The organism is Synechococcus sp. W70.1 (assembly GCF_047461515.1).
In the GTDB taxonomy this organism is placed as follows: domain Bacteria; phylum Cyanobacteriota; class Cyanobacteriia; order Thermostichales; family Thermostichaceae; genus Thermostichus.
Map to the genome: position 1 here is coordinate 53481 of NZ_JANSHH010000035.1, position 17851 is coordinate 71331.

The window sequence follows — 17851 nt, forward strand, 5'->3', positions numbered from 1 at the left end:
TAGCTAGAACTTCTCCCCGATGCCAAAGTGCAGTTGAGCCCGGCCGGCCTCTCCTTGCCCAACAGCGTAGTCGATCCGCAGCGGCCCCAGGGGAGATTGGATGCGGATACCAGCCCCCAGCCCTAGGCCACTGCCGGGCTTGTTGCGCACCGCCGCCGGATTGCCGATGACCGCCGCGCCGCTGCCCAGATCGGTGCCGTAGTCGGCAAAAACCACTACCCCTACTGCGTCGAAAAGGGGAAAGCGCAATTCCGCCGTCGCAGTGGCAAAGCTACGGCCGGAGCCGATGCCGCCCTCAAAAAATCCCCGCACCGAGTTGCCTCCGCCAATAGGGAAAGCGTCGTAGGGAGCCAAGTCGCCAAGGGTAGTACCCGCCCGCACGTCAAAAGCCAGCACTTGCGGCCGCTCGCTGCGCGTTTCAAAGAGCTTGACGGGAATGAACTGACTGTAGCTGGCCTCGAGGCGGTTGGCGTTCAGGCCGTTCTGGAACAGACGTACTGACTGCTCGGTGAAGAGGCGAAAGACGGATCCCTGGCTGGGGGTGTTGAGGTTGTCGCGAGTGTCGTGGATGAGGCCCAACCGCAGGCTGGTATAGCTGTCTTGGCCGCTTGCGCTGAAGGTAATCGGGTTGCCCAGCACATCAAAGCGCTCCTGCTCGCCTTTGCTGTTTCGGGCTTCCACAAATTGGACGCGGGCACCCAAGCTGGCCCGCCAATTCCCTCCAAGGGGGCGCGAGAAGGTGATGCTGCCGCCCAGCCGGTTGATGCGCACAGGATCCCCGTTGGGCAGAGTCAATCCCTCGTTGAAAACAAAGCTGGAGCTCTGCTGGTTGGAGATGTTGACACTGTAGGAGGTGGGGATCTCCAGCGTGGCAATGCGCGGGTCGGTGAAGTTGAGGTCGAACAGAGTTTCGTTGGCGCCCACCTGCACATTGAAGCTGGCCTTTTGGTTGTTGCCGCCCAAGTTTTCTTCCGAGACGCTGAGACCGGCAAAGACCCCTGTGGCCGAGCTGACGCCAAGGGTCCCGCTCAAAGTGCCGGTGCGCCGCTCTTCAACATTCACCACCACCACGACTTTGTTGGGATCCCGCCCAGGGTTGAGGCCCACATTCACGTCCTGAAAGAGGTTAAGGTTGAAAACCGCCTGCAGATCTTCCTGGATCTGGTTGCGGTTAAACACATCCCCCGGCTTGGTCTTGAGCTCGCGGGTGATGATGAAGTCGCGGGTTTTGGTGTTGCCCTGCACGCGAATGTCCTCGATCTCCCCTTCAGCAATTTCCAGGGTGAGGGTGCCGTCTTCGGAAGTGCGTACATCAATAACTTTGGCTAGCACGTAGCCTTTGTCGGCGTACCATTGCTCGATCTCCTCCACTGCCGCCTGCAGTTTGCCAAAGTTGAGCACCCGTCCTTCTTGCTCAGCAAAAGCCTTCCGGAGCACCTCCAGATCCAACACTTTTGTCCCTTCTGTGCGCACGGCTTTGAGGACGGGGTTGGGCTTGACCTCAAAGGTAACCCGCACTCCCAGGGGGGTATCGGAGGGCACAGCCCGCACATCGGCAAAGAAACCGGTGGCAAACACGGCGTTGATGTCTTCCCGCAACTGGGATCGAGTGGAGACCTCGCCGGCGCGGGTGCGAATGACTTTGTAAACCTGCTCGATCAACTCTGGGTCATCGGTTCCTTCAACCACCACCTCTGCCACCAAAACTTCCGGCTCGCTGGCAGCGGGGGTAGGGGTGGGGGAGGGTGGGGCGGGCGTGGTGCCACCGGTGTGCAGATCCAGGGTGCCCGGCTGGGGTTGCGCCCAAGCTGCAGTTCCCGCCAGCAGGATCATCCCCCAAGTGAGCGCGGCAGTAAGCTGGAGCCCGAGTTGCCTGGAACGGTTCCTCATCCCTCACACCCCAAGGAGAAAAAGATTCCGCTCCGCCGTGAACAATTGGCCTGAATTATATCAACTCCCTCCCTAGCGGATCCGAGCCTTGCCGCGGGCCGGATTGCGGACCTTGGTCAGCTTTTTCCTCAGGGCAGGCGCAGGGATCCCTGGCAGCGCTGGCCACAGCTCTGAGACTCGACCTGCTCGGCGGACAGGTTGGCTTGGGAGTTGAGAATTAGAATTGTGATGGGAGCAGGAGGCGGTAAGGGGCTGCTGTGCCAACCCCACCTGCTAGCGAAGTGCTGCGTTGGGGGATTGGGCACGACGAAGACGAGGTTTTGCAGGACATTGCTTTGGAAAGGGGTGGCGCTGTTCTGTTTGCTGTCGAGGAGCACCGTCTGCTGGGCAGAGAAGGTCTGGGCCAGGGCGGTTGGAGCTAGACCTAGGCAGAACAGAGCTGCTACCCCAGGGAAGAGTTTGGCCAGCATCCTCAACGTTCTCCCCATAGCAGTGGGATGCTAGCACCTTAGCTTGTCCCGCCGAAAAGGCTCTCCTCCCTTGCCGCAAAAAGGGCTGCGCCTCAGGGCAAACTTATCCGCCCTAAAAGGCGGACTTTTCATCCTGCTTGCGCCAGCGGGACAGAGTCCTTACCTGAGCAAACACCGCCTCGGACCCAGGGGAGGAGCAAAGGGGGAAGGCTTTGTAGCTCTCAAGAAGCGGGCGATGAGACTCGAACTCACGACATCCAGCTTGGGAAGCTGGCGTTCTACCGCTGAACTACGCCCGCAGTTAACACTAGACACTATACTAGCACTTTACTAGCACTTTCTGGACGGGATCCCTGGTACAACAGAAGCAGCGTTCTGCCTTTGGCCGATGCCCTCTATCCTTCTGCTCTCCGGTAGCCCTGGTCCTCGAGAGTCTGCTGGCCCACCGCCGCGGTCGGAAGCAATTTTGCACTACGTTGCCGGGATCCTATCCCAGTTGGGGCTAAGCAGCGAGTTTGCTTCGGTGCGGGATTTGCCGCCGGAGGACCTGGTGCGGGTTAACTTTGAGAGCCCTCACCTAAAGCAGATCCAAGAGAAGGTGGCCCAAGCCGCTGGGATCGTCCTCTCGGCTCCGGTGTACAAGGCTTCCTATCCCGGCGTGTTCAAGGCGCTGCTGGACTTACTGGATCAGGATGCCTTTGTCGGCAAAGTGATTCTCCCCATCGCCACTGGCGGAACGCTGGCCCACCTACTGGCCATCGACTTTGCCATGAAGCCAGTGCTGGCTGTGATGGGCGCAACCCACATTTTGAAAGGGATCTACATCCTCAGCTCGCAGATTCAGTTTGAGGCAGACGGCACCCTGCGGCTGGAAGATGAGATTGCCGAACGCCTGCAGGCGGGGATCCAGGCCCTTGCCCAGGCAGTGCAGTAAAGGCCAGTCCCGACCCTCCTAGGAATCGCGCAGCAGCACCGGTTTGCTCACAGCAGTACTTTGTCCCAGCCGGTCGAAGACCCGCAAACTGAGCAGGTACGAGCCGGGCGCTAGATTCGAAGGCGGGCGGAGCCGGAAGCGAGTGGTGCAGGATACCTCGCCAGCAACACAGTTTACCTGGGCTGCCGAGAGGGTTTGCACCTCGATCCCGGACCACGAGAGCTGAAACGCCAGCTCTGCCGGGAGCCGCCCTGGCACTGACACCGCAACCCCCACCTCCAAAAATCCGCTTCGACTGATTACAGAAGGAATGTCGCTGCTAAGGATTAGGGGTGGCAGGGGGGTGCTAGGAGCCAGAGCTGCGCTGCTGCAACCCCCTACGGCTACTCCCAGCAGGGCCAACGTCAGTTGGCAAAGTTTGGATCCCACTGGACTTTCCCCTGAAAATCCCTCTCCCAGTATAGGCGGCAAGCTGGACATCTCTAGCGCCAGTTCTCGAGAACCCAAAAGTTTTTACGCTATATGTGGTGGTTACACTGGATCTTCCCCCACAGCATCTGCTACAGTAGGGCCCATAACCTCTCGAGCAGCCCGGCTATGGAAGGGGAACTAGAAACCTTGCGGGCGCGCGTGCGTGACTTGGAGCGGGCCGTGGCCGAGTCAGAGGCGCTGTCGCTGCAGCAGATTGAGTGCATCCAGCGCCTGGAACGGCAGCTGCAGGAGCAAGAGCGAGCGTTGCAAGTGTGTCAGGAAGAGAAGGCTCGCCTGGAACAACGCCCTACCCTGGAAGCTTTTCAGCAACAGCAGCAGCACATTGAGGAGCTCCAAAATCTCCTCTGGGAGATGGAGCGTCGCCCCACCCTAGAGCACTACCAGCTCCTGCAGCAGCAGTTGCAAACCAGCCAAGCGGAAATCGAAACCCTCAAGGCAGAATTGCAGCGGCGCATCGAGCCAGCTCGGTTCTATCAACTGCAGCAGGAGCTCTGGGAGCTAAAACAGCAAGCCAACCAGCTGGGGGAGTACGCCGCCAAGTTGCCCCAGGTGCAGCTTTTGCAAGCCCAATTCCAGCTCCGCATCCAGGAGTTGGAGAAAGAAAGGGAGCAGTTGCAGGCGCAGGTGCAGGAGTTGGAAACCCGGCGGGCGGAGCTGGAAGCTGCCCACCGCCAGGCCGAGGCAGAATGGCAAAGCCTGAAGACGCAGCTAGAGAGCGAAAAAGCCCACCTCGAGGCTGAGCTGAACAAGGCCTGGCAACAGCTTCGCCAGTTGGAGCATCTGCGCCAACAGGTCTCCTTTGCCAAGGCGGAGCGGGCTAGCTTGCTGGAAGAACTGCAGCAGAGCCGGCAGCAACAGGCAGAGCAGGCTCAGCAAATTGCCCAACTGGAGGCCCAGCTACAGGCTCTGCGCTCTGAACAGCCGCCAGCTGAACCCGGCAGCGGTAGAGATCTTGCCCTGGAGGAGCAGGTGCAGGCTCTCTCCCGTGAGGTGGACACCCTGCGGGCTGAGCGGGATCACCTCCTCCAAGAGCTGGCCCAGCGACCGGCGAAAGAAGAGCTGGAAGAAGCCCAGCGGGCGCGGGAGGTGGCGGAGGCCCGCTATCTACTCGGCCAAAAAGAGATTGAGAAGCTGCAGCAGCAGGTGGCGGCCCTAAAAGCTGAGTGTGCGCAAACCCAAGCCTACGCGCAGGCGCAGGAAAGGGAGGTGGCTCTGCTGCAGCAGCGCAACCGGGAGCTGGAGGAGCAACTGGCTGCCCTGCGCCAGTCGGCTCCAAGCCGGGCAGGGGTCGAGCTCAGGTCGAGCCATCCGACAGAGGCTGCGCACTGCTGGCGCAATCAGGAACGGCTGCAAGCCCTGCCTGCCCAGCCCGCTCTCTCTCCAAAAGTGACTGCCGCCCCCACCAGCGGTGAGTCCTCCAGGAAGAGAAAGCCCGTCGGCGGGATCCCACCCCTTACCCTCAAGGAAGAGGAGAGTCGGACAGAGAGGCTGCTGAAGCGCTCTCTCTTGGCCACTGGCCCCAGCAGCGGAGAAGGTGGTGAGCGCAGCCGCATCGAGTTGCCAACTTTTGTGCAGCGACGGCTCTACTGAGCGCTCCAGCCTCTTGGATCCAGCGGCTCCCCAGCTTGAAAACGAGGCCAGGCCCAGCGCAGCAGGGATCCCAGTTGGGCATGAAACCGCTCCGGCGCAAACTGCAGAGCATGGGCGCGAATTTGCTGCGGATCCCATTCCCGGCGATCCGCTTGGCGCAGCCCTTCCACCAGGGCTTCCACACTGGCTTCAGGGATGAGGATCCCAGTCTGGCCGTGGCGGACGGTCTCGCGAGTGCCCCCTCGGTTGAGGGCAACGACAGGTCGACCACACGCTTGGGCCTCTACTGCCACCAGGCCAAAATCTTCCTCCCAGGGAACTATCAGCAGCCGGCAATGGGCCAGCAGTTTCTGGAGACGCTCTAGAGGCTGGTGAGGCAAAAACTCCACCTGTGGCCCTGCCAGTTGCTTTAGCCGCGGCAGCTCCGGCCCTTCCCCCACCACCACCAGACGGCGGCCCAGTTGCTTGCAGGCAGCAATGGCCAAATCCACCCGCTTGTAGGGCACCAGCCGGCCCACCACCAGGTCGTAGTCGGCTGTGGGAGTGGCCACCGGCTCAAACCCCTGGAGCGGCACCGGCGGATAGATAACCACGGCCTCGCGGCGGTAGAGCTTGGCAATGCGCCTGCGGATGTGCTGCGAGTTGGCAATCAAGAGATCTGGCCGCTGGGCTGCTACAAAATCCCACTGGCGCAGGTGGTGCATCAGCCACCGGCTGAGGGCGGCAAGGGGGCGGATCCCTGTCAACCCCTCTCGCTCAAGATAGAGCTCCCGGTTTTCCCAGAGGTAGCGGGGCGGGCTGTGGATGTAGCTTAGGTGCAGGGTGGAAGGCCCTGTCAGGATCCCTTTGGCGAAAGCATGGCTGCTGGAGATGACGCAGTCATAGGCGGAGAAATCGAAGCTCTCATAGGCCAAAGGCATCCAGGGCAGCAGGTACTTAAGGCGCCCATGGTAGTTGCGGCGCAACACCCCTAGCCCCTTGGCCCAGCTTTGCAAAAATGAGGTGTAGATCGGCCGATCCTGCCAGCTCGGCGGCAGCGTGTGCGCCCAGAAGAGGCTGACGTAGAGAGGGGCTTGCGGGGCAAAGGCCAGCAGCTCCTGCAAAACCTTTTCCGATCCCCCCGGCCAGATGAGGTACTCATGCACCAACGCTAGGCGCTGTGGCCAAGCGGGATCCTCAGTAGGCATGGCTAGGACGCGGCGGCGGGAGGCCTTTTGCCAATGGGCCCGCTGACCTGTCTGGCTTTTTCGTCCAGCCGCTCGCTGATGTAGGCGTAGATCTCCCGGAAGCGCGGCACTGCCCGCATCTCTAGGCGGCTGCCGTCTTTAAGGGTGAGCACCATGTCGCCCCAAGTGCCTAGGCCCCGTGGCACCGTTACCACCTTGGCAATTTCTTTGTAAATGACATCAGAGCGCTCCTTGCCCCCCCAGCCGCCAATGACGGTAATGCGGCGATTGGTAATCCGGTAGTGAACCCACAGCCTGCGCACCAGCGCCCCCACAAATAGAGGCAAGCCAACAACGGTAAGGCCGATAAAGGAGTTCAGCACTAGATCGCCTATATGAGGCCCGCCTTCGAAGAAAACCTCCTCTTTGATAGCCATGCCTAGCCTAGTTGAGTGTTAACAGGGACGACTCTAACAATCTTAAACAGCTTCTCAGCTTTTCCCAACTGCCCGGAAAGTTAGCGGGAGAGGCGGGATCGGGTTTGCCGTTGAAGGGCTTGCCCTGAGCAGTAGGTGGCCCAGAGCAGGTGAACAAACAGGGTTGCCACGACCAGCGCCACGGCGGCTGCCCCAATATTGCCCAGCCAATTCCATCCCTCCAATCCCGTCAGAGCCACCAAGGCCCAAGAAGCAGGGTGCAGCATTCCCCCCAAGAGGAGAATTTGGGAAAGCAGTCGCCCAGCCGTAAAGCGGGATCCCAGCGCCACCAGGGCCAGTCCGCCGCCAATGTTGACTAGCCCCATGTTGCCCAAAAAGGCGTAGCAAATGTGCCAGGCGTACCAAATGTGCCAGGCGTACTTTTGTTTGGGCACCTCTTGCCAGGAAAGGGACCGGGCAGGGATCCATGACGCCTCTGGCGGAGCTAGCGGCAACGGCTGCACTTGGCTAAGGATGAGGCCCAGGACGATGGCCGCCAGCAGCATCGCCACTCCTGCCTTTGCATTGACCTTGCCAGGGATGGCTAACATTGCAGGTTCTCTGGATCCCGTCCTAGCCTATCCTGGCTTTGCCCCCAACGGGGAGATGGGCCAGCGGCCTGAGAGGAGAGCGCCGTGCCCCAGCGCTTACAAAACTGGGCATCCCCATCGTGCTGGGAGAGGCCACAGCCTGGGCAGGCCTCCTGCAGTGCCGGTTTTAGCTCTCCCACCTGCAAAGGGAGGAGGGCCACGACCCTCGAGATCCTCAGCACCATCAGCAGCTTTAGGCCAAGGCGCACCTGCGGAGGAAGCAGGGACAAGCTCGGCTTGAGGAGGGGCTGGGAGACTAGGAGAGCTGGATCCAGTTGCTTCCTGTCAACGCCTAGCGGGCCTACCTTGCCTAGGCTAAGGGAAACTAGTAGTAGAGCGAACTTTGATCCTGCAAACTCTAGGCTTGAGTTTTGAATCGATGTTGCCGCCCATCGTCCTGGCTTCGCAATCTCCTGCCCGCCGCCAACTGCTGGAAGCTGCCCGGATTCCTTTTCGCGTTCAACCCAGCTACTTTGACGAAAGCCAAATCAAGAGCTCAGATCCGGTGGAGCTCGTCCAGAAGTTGGCTTTGGCAAAAGCGGAAGTGGTGGCAGCCCAGCAGCGGGAACCTGTCTTGGTTATCGGAGCGGACTCCGTCCTCTACCTCAATGGGGAGATCCTGGGTAAGCCGGCCAATGCCCTGGAGGCAGAGCGGCGTCTACGCCAAATGCGGGGCGAGGTGGGAGAACTTTACACCGGCCATGCCTTGATTGACCTGAAGCAAAACCGCCGCCTCGTCCACTACGCCGTAACGCGGGTGTTTTTTGCCAAGCCCAGCGACGAGGAGATCCGCACCTACGTAGCCACCGGCGAGCCCCTGAACTGTGCCGGCTGTTTTGCCATCGATGGCCGTGGCAGCCTGTTCGTAGAGCGGATTGAAGGGTGCCCAGGCAACGTAATTGGGCTAAGCCTTCCTCTCTTGCGGCGCATGCTGCAGGAGTTGGGCTATTCCCTCACTGCAGCCTGGAATTAGCCGTCTAGATGCCGCTTGAGCAGCTCGTTGGCCAGCTTAGGATCGGCCCGTCCTTGGGTTTTTTTCATCAACTGCCCAACAAAGTAGCCAAAGAGCTTGGTTTTGCCTCCCCGATACTGCTGCAGTTGCTCGGGGTTTTCCGCCAGCACCTCGGCAACGAGCTGCTCCAGTAGGCGGCTGTCGGAGATTTGGGTTAGGCCCTTAGCCTCCACTAGGGCCCGGGCTGATCCGCCTTTTTCCAGCAGCTCTGGCAGGATTTCCTTAGCAATTTTGCTGGAAATGACCCCCTGCTCAATGAGGCCAATGAGCTCAGCTAGGGTTTCCGGCTTGAGGGCAATGTCGGGGTAGTCCAGCTTGTGGGTGTTGAGGTAGCTGGCGATATCGCTCATCATCCAGTTGGCGGCCGCCTTCGGGCTAGCGCCAGCCGCAACCACGGCCTCAAAGTACTCGGCAGTGGTGCGCTCATCGGTGAGGTAGCGGGAGTCGTATACCGAGAGGCCGTAGACTTCTTGGTAGCGGCGCCGCTTCAGGGCGGGGAGTTCCGGCAGCTCAGCTTGCCAGCGGGCTTTTTGCGCTTCGGTAATGCGAATGGGCGGCAGATCCGGCTCGGGGAAGTAGCGGTAGTCGCTGGATCCCTCCTTCCTGCGCATGCTGATGGTGCGCTGGCTGTTTTCCTCCCAGAGGCGGGTCTCCTGGACGATGGGCTCGCCCGCTTCCAAAGCCTTAACTTGGCGGTTGAACTCGTACTCAATGGCCCGCTGGATGGCGTTGAAGGAGTTCATGTTTTTAATTTCCACCTTCGTGCCAAAGGTTTGACTTCCCAGGGGGCGCACCGAGATGTTGACGTCGCAGCGCAGGGATCCCTCCTGCAGGTTGCCATCGCACAGGCCGGCATAGCGCAGGATGCGGCGCAGCTCCTGTACGTATTCCGCTGCTTCCTCGCCACTGCGGATGTCTGGCTCGCTGACGATCTCGATGAGGGGAACCCCCGCCCGGTTGAAATCCACTAGGGAATAGCTGGATCCCGCCAGGCGATCGCTGCCGGCATGCACCAATTTGCCCGCATCTTCTTCGATGTGCAAGCGGGTGATGCCAATGCGCTTGGTGCGGCCGTCGCTGAGCTGGATCTCGACCCAGCCGTGGGTAGCAAGGGGTAGGTCGTACTGAGAGATTTGGTAGTTCTTGGGCAAGTCGGGGTAGAAGTACTGCTTGCGGTCAAACTTGCTGTAGGGGGCAATGGTGCAATTCAAAGCCAAAGCAGCCTTGACGGCATACTCGAGTACCTTTTCGTTGAGCACCGGCAGGGTGCCAGGCAGGCCCATGCAGACAGGGTCGATTTGGGTGTTCGGGGGAGCGCCGAAGGCCGTCGCGCTGCTGGAGAAGATCTTGGAGCGAGTGCTGAGCTGGCAGTGCACCTCCAGCCCGATCACCGCCTCATATTGCACTTTGGCAGGAGCGGCAACCGTCATGGCCAAACGAGAAAAGTGGGTTTCCCCATTCTAGTGGGATCTCGCCAGCTGCTGGGATTAGACGGTGGGGCGGATCTCAAAGGTAGATAGGCCTTCCGGCAGCTCGGGCCGTTGCTCGATGGCCTCTACAACTGAGCCAGGGCTGCCCTGCTGGCACCAGCGCAGCATTGCCTCCACCGCCGCCGGGGATCCCTCGAAAACCGCCTCCACCCGGCCATCCCGCAAATTGCGCACCCAGCCGCCAACACCGGCCTTGCGAGCCATGGCCTCCGTGTAAGCCCGAAACCCCACTCCCTGCACTTGCCCACTGATCCAGACGTGAACGCGAACGGTGTTACTCATGTCGACAGGGATCCCTCCTCCGAGGTGCTGCGGGGTTCTGGAGCTGCTGGCGGCTCGGCTGGCTGGGCTGTGGCTTCTTTGGCCTGCTGCTCTAGGCGCTGCCAGAGAAAGTTGACAAGGGCAACCAGTCCCAGGATCCCCACCGAGATCCCGCAGGCGTACCCAATGGCTTGCCACAGCACAGGAGACATGGGCCAACCTTGCCTGTGCAGAAAGCCGCTCTGAAAGACCTACGAAACGCTCACAAACACTCCTATTTGCGATAGGGCAGTGTTTGTCGCGTCTCTGCTTTCTTCCTGCTTCCGCGACCCATGACTAGTGGCAGAGTTCACCCCTACCACCCCGCCAGAGGGATCTCCACAGGCGTCACTTCCCCGCGAGCTGCAGGTAGCCAGATACCACTGGACCAGGTTGAGGGCAGCGTTCAGGTCGCGGTCTAGCTCCAGACCACACCTTTCACACCGAAACACCCGCTGGTGAAGGAGCATCTTCTGTCGGTGCCCACAGCGAGAACACAGTTGGCTGGATGGATAAAACTTATCCACCACCACCAACTGACAGCCATAGAGCTGGGCCTTGTACTCTAGCTGTCGCCTGAACTCATAAAGCCCACACTCGGCAATACTGCTTGCTAAGCTGCGGTTTTTAAGCAGGTTCTGCACCTGCAAGTCCTCAATCACCACCACCCGGTACTTCTTGGCGAGATAGCTGGTCAACTTGTGCAAGTTGTCCAGGCGGATATCCGCTACCCGCTTGTGGGCCCTAGCAAGCTGCATTACCGCCTTCTTGCGGTTGGCAGAGCCCTTCTGTTTACGGCTCACCCGCCGTTGCAGCCTCACCAAGCGCTTCTGGGCTTTGCGGTAAGGCTTGGGGTTGTCGTTCGCGCTAGCGGCGCGGAGTGCAAACATTTCCCCGCTGGAGCAGGTGGCCAAGCGGTTCACGCCCAAGTCCACTCCCACCACCTCTCCAGTCTTCTCCACCTGCAGAAGTGGGGCCTCGTACTTGAAGGAAATGTACCACCGCCCGGCCCGCAGGCTGATTACAACGTTCTTGGGGGTGGCAGTGGGGAGAATTTCCGCACAGCGCAACCAGCCAAAAATGGGCACCTTGATGCAGTTACCGGAAATACGGATATTGCCTTCGAGATAAAAGCTTTCCCGTACCCCCTTACGCTTGAAGCGGGGAAACCTACCCTGCCCGCTCCGCCAGCGTTTGAGGGCCTGCTCCAAGTTGCGGAGGGCCTGCTGTGGGGCACACTTAGAAGCCTCGTAGTACCAAGGGTTGGCTTTCTTGACCTCTGCCACTAAGCGCTTATGTAGGTCGTTCGCGGCAGCGGTGCGGAGCACTTTAGCTGTAGGCAGTTTTTGCTTGGCCTCAACAGCTTGCTTGCAGATAGCCAAGCCCCAGTTGTAGGCGTGGCGAGCCACCCCAGCATGCCGGGCTGCCAGGGTTCGCTGCTTGTTGTTGAGGGCCAACTGGGTTTTAAAGCCCAGCAGCATGGGACTAGGAGTGTTGGGTAGCTTGCTTGAGTATTGTGAGTCTTTCTGCCTGCTGTTGTCTACCCCCTTCTGGCCTTATTCAGAGGAGATAGCAGAGAGGGAGGCAACGCCTCCCAAGCTGGGCAAGATTGGGCACAATGGGAAAAAGTGTTTCTAGCAAGCAGTTGAGAAGCGGCCATGGCCCATAAACTCTGGATCAATGGCCAATGGGTCGACAGCCAAGGGGGAGACCTAATGGTCATCGAAAACCCGGCCACTGGCGAGAAATTGGCAGAAGTGGTGGACGCCAGCCCTGCTGATGTGGATCGGGCCGTGCAGGCTGCCCACACCGCTTTCTCCGATGGCCGCTGGTCCAAACTCACCCCTAGCGAGCGATCCCTGGCCCTCTGGAAACTGGCCGATCTCCTCGAAGCTCACGCCGCCGAACTGGCGCGTCTGGAGTCGGAAAACACTGGCAAGCCCTACGAGGCCGTCAGTTTGGGGGCGGATCTGCCCTTTGCGGTAGATAACTTGCGTTTCTTTGCCACTGCCGCCCGCGACGCCCATGGCCTCAGCGCCGGGGACTATGCCAAGGGCTACACCTCGCTCTTTCGCAAAGAGCCGGTGGGCGTGTGCGCGCAAATTACCCCCTGGAACTACCCGCTGCTGATGGCCATCTGGAAACTTGGCCCTGCGCTGGCAGCTGGCTGTACGGTGGTGCTCAAGCCCGCCCCTGTTACTCCCTTGACCACCCTGAAGCTGGCGGAACTGATTGCCGAGGCCGGGATCCCGCCAGGCGTGGTTAACATCGTTACTGGGGGCAATGCCACGGGTCAGGCCTTGGTGGAGCATCCCTTGGTGCGCATGGTCAGCTTTACTGGCTCCACCGCCACCGGCAAGCAGGTGATGCGCACGGCTGCCCACACCCTCAAGCGGGTGCATCTGGAACTGGGGGGCAAGGCCCCGTTTTTGGTTTTCGAGGATGCCGACGTGGAAACAGTGGCCGCCAAGGCTGCTTTTGCCGCCACCTTCAACAGCGGCCAGGACTGCACAGCAGCCACCCGCGTCTATGTGCACGAGAGCAAGCTGGCGCAGCTTCAAGAGGCCATTGTCGAGGCCATGCGCAACGTCAAGCTGGGATCCCCCTTTGAGCCAGGAGTGGAGATGGGACCCTTGATCTCGGCAGCCCAGCGGGAGCGGGTGATGGGATTCGTGGAGCGGGCCAAAGCCGAGGGAGCTAAGGTGCTGACCGGCGGGCGGATCCCTTCCCTCCTGGATCGGGGATACTTCTACGAACCCACGGTGATTACCCATGTCGATCAAAAAGCGGAGATTGTGCAGAGCGAGGTTTTTGGGCCAGTCCTCACCCTCAGCTCGTTCCGCGAGGACGAGGAAGCGCTACGCCTGGGCAATGACGTCCTATACGGGCTGGCGGCTTCTGTGTGGACTCAGGACATCGGACGAGCCCTGAAACTAGCCGCCGAGCTGGAGGTGGGCACCGTCTGGATTAACGACCACCTGCCCATAGCCTCAGAGGCTCCCCACGGCGGCTTCAAGCAGTCGGGCTTTGGCAAGGATCTCTCGGCAGAGGCCGTGCGAGAGTATCAAGCGACCAAGCATGTGATGATTGCTACTGGCTGAAATCTCGTTCGAGGAAGAGGCTAGTGGCAGCCGGTCGGCCATGCCTTGGGGAACTCCTCCAAGCGATAGACTTGGGTGTATTGCACCCCCTGTTCTCCGTTGCCAATGGCCACGTCCTACTTCTCAACCCCAGGATCCGCAACCCTAGCCCCTCCCCGCACTTTCCCTCTCACTGCCGTAGTCGGCCAGCAAACCGCCAAGCTGGCTCTGTTGTTAGCGGCGGTGGATCCCAGCTTGGGAGGAGTGGTGCTGGTGGGGCCGCGCGGCACAGCTAAGTCCGTCTTGGCCCGAGGCATTCACGCCCTCCTACCCCCCATTGAGGTCATTGCCGGCTCCTACTGCAACGACGATCCGGCACGGCCCGAGACGTGGTCGGACTGGGCCAAGACCCGCTACCCCCAGGGAACGACGCCCCCTACCCAGGTGATAGCTCCTCCCTTTGTCCAGGTGCCTTTGGGGGTGACGGAGGATCGGCTGCTGGGATCGGTAGATGTGGAGGCCTCGGTAAGGCAGGGGGAAACGGTTTTTCAGCCGGGGCTCTTGGCTGCCGCCCACCGGGGCGTGCTCTACGTAGACGACATCCACCTCTTAGATGAGGCCATTGTCAACCTGCTGCTGGCGGTGGTGGGGGACGGGGTAAACCGCCTGGAGCGGGAAGGGCTGAGCCTGCAGCACCCCTGCCGGCCTCTTTTGGTGGCCACCTACAACCCCGAAGAGGGATCCCTGCGCCCCCACCTGCTAGATCGCCTGGCGCTGGTGGTGCCGGTGGGGCAGGAGCTGAGCCTGGAAGAGCGCGAGGAGATTGTCCAGCGGGTAACGCAGTTTGTCGATGCCCCCGAGCCTTTCTTAGCCAAGCACCAGCCAGAACTGGAAGAGATCCGCACCCGCATCCTCCTGGCGCAGGAGTGGCTGCCCCAGGTCAAGCCGCAGCGGGAACAGATCCACTACCTGGTGCAAGAGGCCATCCGCGGCAACGTCCAAGGGCATCGAGGGGAGCAGTTTGCCCTGCGGGCTGCCCGCGCCCTGGCGGCTCTGGAGGGGCGGGATCGCCTGGTGGCTGAGGATTTGCAACAGGCCGTGCAACTGGTGCTGCTGCCCCGGGCCCGCTATAACCCCGACCCGCCACCCCCTCCACCCCAATCCCAACAGCCGGATCCCCCACCCAGCTCCTCCGATAACAGCGACCCAGAGGAGACGGATCCCCAGCCGCAAAGCCCCAGCCTGCCGCAGGAGTTTTTCTTCGACCCCGAGCAGGTGGCCCTCGACCCACGCCTCTTGGCCTTTGCCCAGTCCCTCACCCAACAGGGGAAAACGGGCTCCCGCAGCCTGGTGTTCAGCACCGACCGGGGCCGCTACGTCAAGCCCATCCTGCCCCGGGGAGCCAACCCCCGCATTGCCGTCGACGCCACCCTGCGGGCTGCTGCTCCCCACCAAAAAAGCCGCCGCCAGCGGCAGCCAGGGCGGAGCGTTATTGTGGAACCTGGCGACATCCGCGCCAAGAAACTGGTGCGCAAGGCCGGGGCCCTTGTAATCTTCGTGGTGGACGCCTCTGGCTCCATGGCCCTCAACCGCATGCAGGCGGCCAAAGGCGCTGCCCTGCGCCTGCTGACCGAGGCCTACCAAAACCGGGACAAGGTCGCCCTCATCGCCTTCCGTGGGGAAACCGCCGAAGTGCTGCTGCCCCCCACCCGCTCCATTGAGCTGGCCCGCCGTCGCCTGGAATCCCTACCCTGTGGCGGGGGATCCCCCCTGGCCCATGCCCTCACCCAGGCGGTGCGCTTGGGGGTGAACGCCCGCGCCAGCGGCGACGTGGGAGAGGTGCTGCTGGTGGCCCTTACCGATGGCCGGGCCAACATCCCCCTCAGCCGCTCGCTGGGACGGAGGGAGGGCGAGCCTGTTGACATCAAACAAGAGTTGCGAGAGATTGCCCTGCGCATCCGCGCCTTGGGGCTAAAGTTGCTCTTAATCGACTCGCAAAGCCGCTTCGCTGCAACTGGCTTTGGCGCTGAGCTGGCGGAACTGGCGGGCGGACGCTACTTCCACCTCCCCCGGGCCACTGACCAGAGGATTGCAGCCGTAGCCCGCTCGGCCCTTCGAGAGGAACGTAGCTCTCCCTAGGGAAGCCGCGCTTGTAACTTTTCTTAATGGCTTGGCTATGATCCCTGTAGGCGCTCCTCACCTTGCCCTATGGCCACAGGACTCCTGCCAGAGCTCTCTCTGCCCCATTCCATGCTCACTGACTGGGTCAGCCGAGGGGTGAGCGCTGCCATTCGTGCCCTTTTTAAGCAAGCCGGGCGGCTGGAGGCACGGGTGCGAGCAGAGCCGATGGCCAAATTGCTGCAAGGGTGCATCGACAGCTTCGAGCTGGTGGGCCAGAACTTGCAGATGTACAACGGCCTGCGGCTTTCGCTTCTGGAGCTATTTTGCAATGCCGTGGCCATCGATTTCAGCCAAGTCTGGCAAGGGCGGATTAGACTGCGCCAGCCGGTGCAGGCTAGGATGCGGGTGGTGCTGAGCGAGGCGGATCTGGCGCAATCCTTCAACACCCCTCTTGTGCTGAACAAGCTGGCCCAGGCGGGGCAGGAAGGCCAGCCCCTGTCGTTTCACCAGGTAGAAGTGCGCATCACCCCCGAGCAGCGGTTGCAAGTGCGGGCCAAGGTGCAGCAAGGAGAAAGCAGGGTTTTTCGGGTGGGCTTCTCCGCGCGCGTTGAGGTGATAGAGCGCCGCCGCATCTGCTTGGCCGATCCGTTCTTTGAGGGCGATACAGAAGAGGAGCGCCTCCTAAGCCGGGCTTTGGTCGACCACCTGAATGCGCTCCTGGATTTGGACCGACTGGCCTTGCAAGGGAGCAAGCTGCAGGTAGATCGGGTGTGCCTCCAGCCTCAGCAGATGATCCTCTCCGGCAGCGCCACCTTGGTGCGGTTTCCCACTCGCCAACCCCAGCGGGAAAATGCTTGACAATCCTTCAGAGGGCGGGTACGCTCGAAGGCGGTGAGGAGTGAAGAGAAGAAGCCTCTGGGGTCGAAACACGGACAGACACCCAGAGGTTTTTTCATGACCTCTGAAAGCTCTAGCCTTTGAACCCCGGGGGTGTTTTTGGTCCTCTTGCCCTGCTTGGTCAAAAAGCCTGCCTAGCCAGACAGCTCTTGGCGCAACTTGAGGAGACCTGGAAAGCTTTCCCGGAGTTTGGGGATGTCTTTTGCCAGCCCTCTTGACCGGTTTGCTCGTCTCTGGCCTAATTCAAGGCAAACCTCTCTCCCCTTCTCCCTTGAGATACTTCTGGCGACGTCGCTTTCCCCACAACCTGCGCACTCAGGTGGCGCTGGTCATTGCCAGCCTTTCCTTTGTCCCCAACCTGGTTTTCATCCTGTCGGTGCCGTGGATCCTGGCCGATAGGCAGCTCAGCAGTGAGGGATCCGCCCTGCTGCTGCTGTGGATCCCTTTGCTGGCGGTGCTATCGGCGCTGGCGGGCTATGCCTTGTCTTCCATGCTCTTGCGGCCCCTGACCTTGCTGGCCCGCGAGCTAGCTCACCTAGAAACCTTGATTAACCAGCCAGACCGCTGGACTTTGCTGCTCCGCCCAGGGGATCCTCAAGAGGTTTTGATCCTGCGGCAAGCCCTTGCCCACCTGCTGCGCCAGATTCAAAGCAATCAAAGACAGCGGGAGGCCTTCACTGCCACTCTGGTGCACGATCTAAAGACTCCTCTCATCGCCTTTGGGCATCTGCTAGGCGCCCTCAAGCAGGAGCTGCCCTTGAGTCGTCAGGAGCGGCTAGCCCTGCTGGATCGCATGCTGGAGGAAAACCAACGCAACCTGGCGCTGGTGCAAAAAATGGTGGAGGTCTACCGCCTGGAGCGGGGGGAGATTGCCCTGCATCCCCGGCCCTGCGATCTCGGATCCCTGGCTCGGCGGGTAGCCAACCGCATGGGATCCCTGGCGCGAGAGCGGGGGATTGACCTGGGCGTGGAGGGAGAAGGCTGGGGCAACGCCGATGAGGCCGAGCTGGAGCGGGCGCTGGTGAATCTGGTGGACAATGCCCTGCGCTATGCCCGCCGCGCGGTGGTGCTGACCGTTGGCCCCCGCCAGATCCAGGTGCGAGATGACGGACCCGGCCTGCCAGCTCCCCTAGAAGATCTGGCCCAGCCCTACATTGCCCAGACCATTTCCATTGCCGGTCAGCACTATCCAACTGGCTTGGGAGGTCTGGGACTCTACATTGCCAAGCGCATCCTGGAGGCTCACGGAGGAGACCTGCGGCTGGTGGAGACGGGATCCCAAGGCACGACTCTGGCCCTGGTGCTGCCCTGATCTCCAACCTTGCCCGAGGTAGTCCCCCGCT

The 17851-nt window shown here is 61.1% G+C and carries 18 protein-coding genes and 1 tRNA gene; 7 read left to right on the plus strand and 12 right to left on the minus strand.

Features of this window, described 5'->3' with window-relative positions:
* Nucleotides 1-3 precede the first annotated feature (3 nt).
* From NW808_RS10600 to NW808_RS10610, 3 genes are all read right to left on the minus strand, one after another.
* On the minus strand, nucleotides 4-1890 hold the full coding sequence (locus tag NW808_RS10600) for a BamA/TamA family outer membrane protein (protein WP_414421164.1): 1887 nt from the start codon (nucleotides 1888-1890) through the stop codon (nucleotides 4-6).
* Nucleotides 1891-2018: 128 nt separating this feature from the next.
* The gene (locus tag NW808_RS10605; protein WP_414421165.1) at nucleotides 2019-2360 is read right to left on the minus strand and encodes a hypothetical protein; all 342 of its coding nucleotides are present in this window, start codon (nucleotides 2358-2360) and stop codon (nucleotides 2019-2021) included.
* Between the two features lie 227 nt (nucleotides 2361-2587).
* A tRNA-Gly gene (locus tag NW808_RS10610) sits at nucleotides 2588-2659 on the minus strand.
* Between the two features lie 89 nt (nucleotides 2660-2748).
* Between NW808_RS10610 and ssuE the strand changes: the two genes are divergently transcribed.
* On the plus strand, nucleotides 2749-3294 hold the full coding sequence (gene ssuE / locus NW808_RS10615; protein WP_414405553.1) for an NADPH-dependent FMN reductase: 546 nt from the start codon (nucleotides 2749-2751) through the stop codon (nucleotides 3292-3294).
* A gap of 18 nt (nucleotides 3295-3312) precedes the next feature.
* On the opposite strand, the gene NW808_RS10620 is transcribed toward ssuE, so the two are convergent.
* On the minus strand, nucleotides 3313-3723 hold the full coding sequence (locus tag NW808_RS10620; RefSeq protein WP_414421166.1) for a hypothetical protein: 411 nt from the start codon (nucleotides 3721-3723) through the stop codon (nucleotides 3313-3315).
* 168 nt (nucleotides 3724-3891) lie between these two features.
* On the opposite strand from NW808_RS10620, the gene NW808_RS10625 reads away from it, so the two are divergent.
* A complete protein-coding gene (locus NW808_RS10625) occupies nucleotides 3892-5376 on the plus strand; it encodes a hypothetical protein (protein ID WP_414421167.1) in 1485 nt (494 codons plus the stop codon).
* Here the strand turns inward: NW808_RS10625 and NW808_RS10630 are convergent.
* The 4 genes from NW808_RS10630 to NW808_RS10645 form a co-directional block, all read right to left on the minus strand.
* The gene (locus NW808_RS10630; protein WP_414421168.1) at nucleotides 5370-6563 is read right to left on the minus strand and encodes a glycosyltransferase; all 1194 of its coding nucleotides are present in this window, start codon (nucleotides 6561-6563) and stop codon (nucleotides 5370-5372) included. The two genes, NW808_RS10625 and NW808_RS10630, sit on opposite strands and share 7 nt — an antisense overlap.
* 2 nt (nucleotides 6564-6565) lie before the next feature.
* On the minus strand, nucleotides 6566-6979 hold the full coding sequence (locus tag NW808_RS10635) for a PH domain-containing protein (protein WP_414421169.1): 414 nt from the start codon (nucleotides 6977-6979) through the stop codon (nucleotides 6566-6568).
* An 80-nt stretch (nucleotides 6980-7059) separates the two neighbouring features.
* Nucleotides 7060-7569 (minus strand): hypothetical protein, encoded by a 510-nt coding sequence (locus NW808_RS10640; RefSeq protein WP_414421170.1) that lies wholly within the window; start codon nucleotides 7567-7569, stop codon nucleotides 7060-7062.
* Nucleotides 7563-7838: a hypothetical protein gene (locus NW808_RS10645; RefSeq protein ID WP_414405549.1), complete on the minus strand. Its 276-nt coding sequence runs from the start codon at nucleotides 7836-7838 to the stop codon at nucleotides 7563-7565. Before NW808_RS10645 ends, NW808_RS10640 begins: the two co-directional genes overlap by 7 nt.
* 149 nt (nucleotides 7839-7987) lie before the next feature.
* On the opposite strand from NW808_RS10645, the gene NW808_RS10650 reads away from it, so the two are divergent.
* On the plus strand, nucleotides 7988-8581 hold the full coding sequence (locus NW808_RS10650; protein WP_414409712.1) for a nucleoside triphosphate pyrophosphatase: 594 nt from the start codon (nucleotides 7988-7990) through the stop codon (nucleotides 8579-8581).
* On the opposite strand, the gene gatB is transcribed toward NW808_RS10650, so the two are convergent.
* From gatB to NW808_RS10670, 4 genes are read right to left on the minus strand one after another with little or no spacing between them, the layout of a single operon-like run.
* The gene (gene gatB / locus NW808_RS10655; protein WP_414405581.1) at nucleotides 8578-10050 is read right to left on the minus strand and encodes an Asp-tRNA(Asn)/Glu-tRNA(Gln) amidotransferase subunit GatB; all 1473 of its coding nucleotides are present in this window, start codon (nucleotides 10048-10050) and stop codon (nucleotides 8578-8580) included. The two genes, NW808_RS10650 and gatB, sit on opposite strands and share 4 nt — an antisense overlap.
* Before the next feature lie 57 nt (nucleotides 10051-10107).
* Entirely contained in the window at nucleotides 10108-10392 is a 285-nt protein-coding gene (locus NW808_RS10660; RefSeq protein WP_414393525.1) for an acylphosphatase, read from the minus strand.
* The gene (locus NW808_RS10665; RefSeq protein WP_414393524.1) at nucleotides 10389-10583 is read right to left on the minus strand and encodes a hypothetical protein; all 195 of its coding nucleotides are present in this window, start codon (nucleotides 10581-10583) and stop codon (nucleotides 10389-10391) included. Before NW808_RS10665 ends, NW808_RS10660 begins: the two co-directional genes overlap by 4 nt.
* A gap of 39 nt (nucleotides 10584-10622) precedes the next feature.
* Nucleotides 10623-11891, minus strand: coding sequence for an RNA-guided endonuclease InsQ/TnpB family protein (locus NW808_RS10670; protein ID WP_414421171.1), 1269 nt, complete (start codon nucleotides 11889-11891; stop codon nucleotides 10623-10625).
* A 177-nt stretch (nucleotides 11892-12068) separates the two neighbouring features.
* Between NW808_RS10670 and NW808_RS10675 the strand changes: the two genes are divergently transcribed.
* From NW808_RS10675 to NW808_RS10690, 4 genes are all read left to right on the plus strand, one after another.
* Nucleotides 12069-13511 (plus strand): gamma-aminobutyraldehyde dehydrogenase, encoded by a 1443-nt coding sequence (locus tag NW808_RS10675; protein WP_414421172.1) that lies wholly within the window; start codon nucleotides 12069-12071, stop codon nucleotides 13509-13511.
* Between the two features lie 105 nt (nucleotides 13512-13616).
* Nucleotides 13617-15629 (plus strand): magnesium chelatase ATPase subunit D, encoded by a 2013-nt coding sequence (gene bchD / locus NW808_RS10680; protein WP_414421173.1) that lies wholly within the window; start codon nucleotides 13617-13619, stop codon nucleotides 15627-15629.
* Nucleotides 15630-15698: 69 nt separating this feature from the next.
* The gene (locus tag NW808_RS10685; RefSeq protein WP_414421174.1) at nucleotides 15699-16469 is read left to right on the plus strand and encodes a DUF2993 domain-containing protein; all 771 of its coding nucleotides are present in this window, start codon (nucleotides 15699-15701) and stop codon (nucleotides 16467-16469) included.
* 241 nt (nucleotides 16470-16710) lie between these two features.
* Nucleotides 16711-17820 carry a sensor histidine kinase gene (locus NW808_RS10690; protein WP_414393516.1) on the plus strand — a complete coding sequence of 370 codons (1110 nt, stop codon included), beginning with the start codon at nucleotides 16711-16713 and terminating at the stop codon, nucleotides 17818-17820.
* Nucleotides 17821-17851 lie beyond the last annotated feature (31 nt).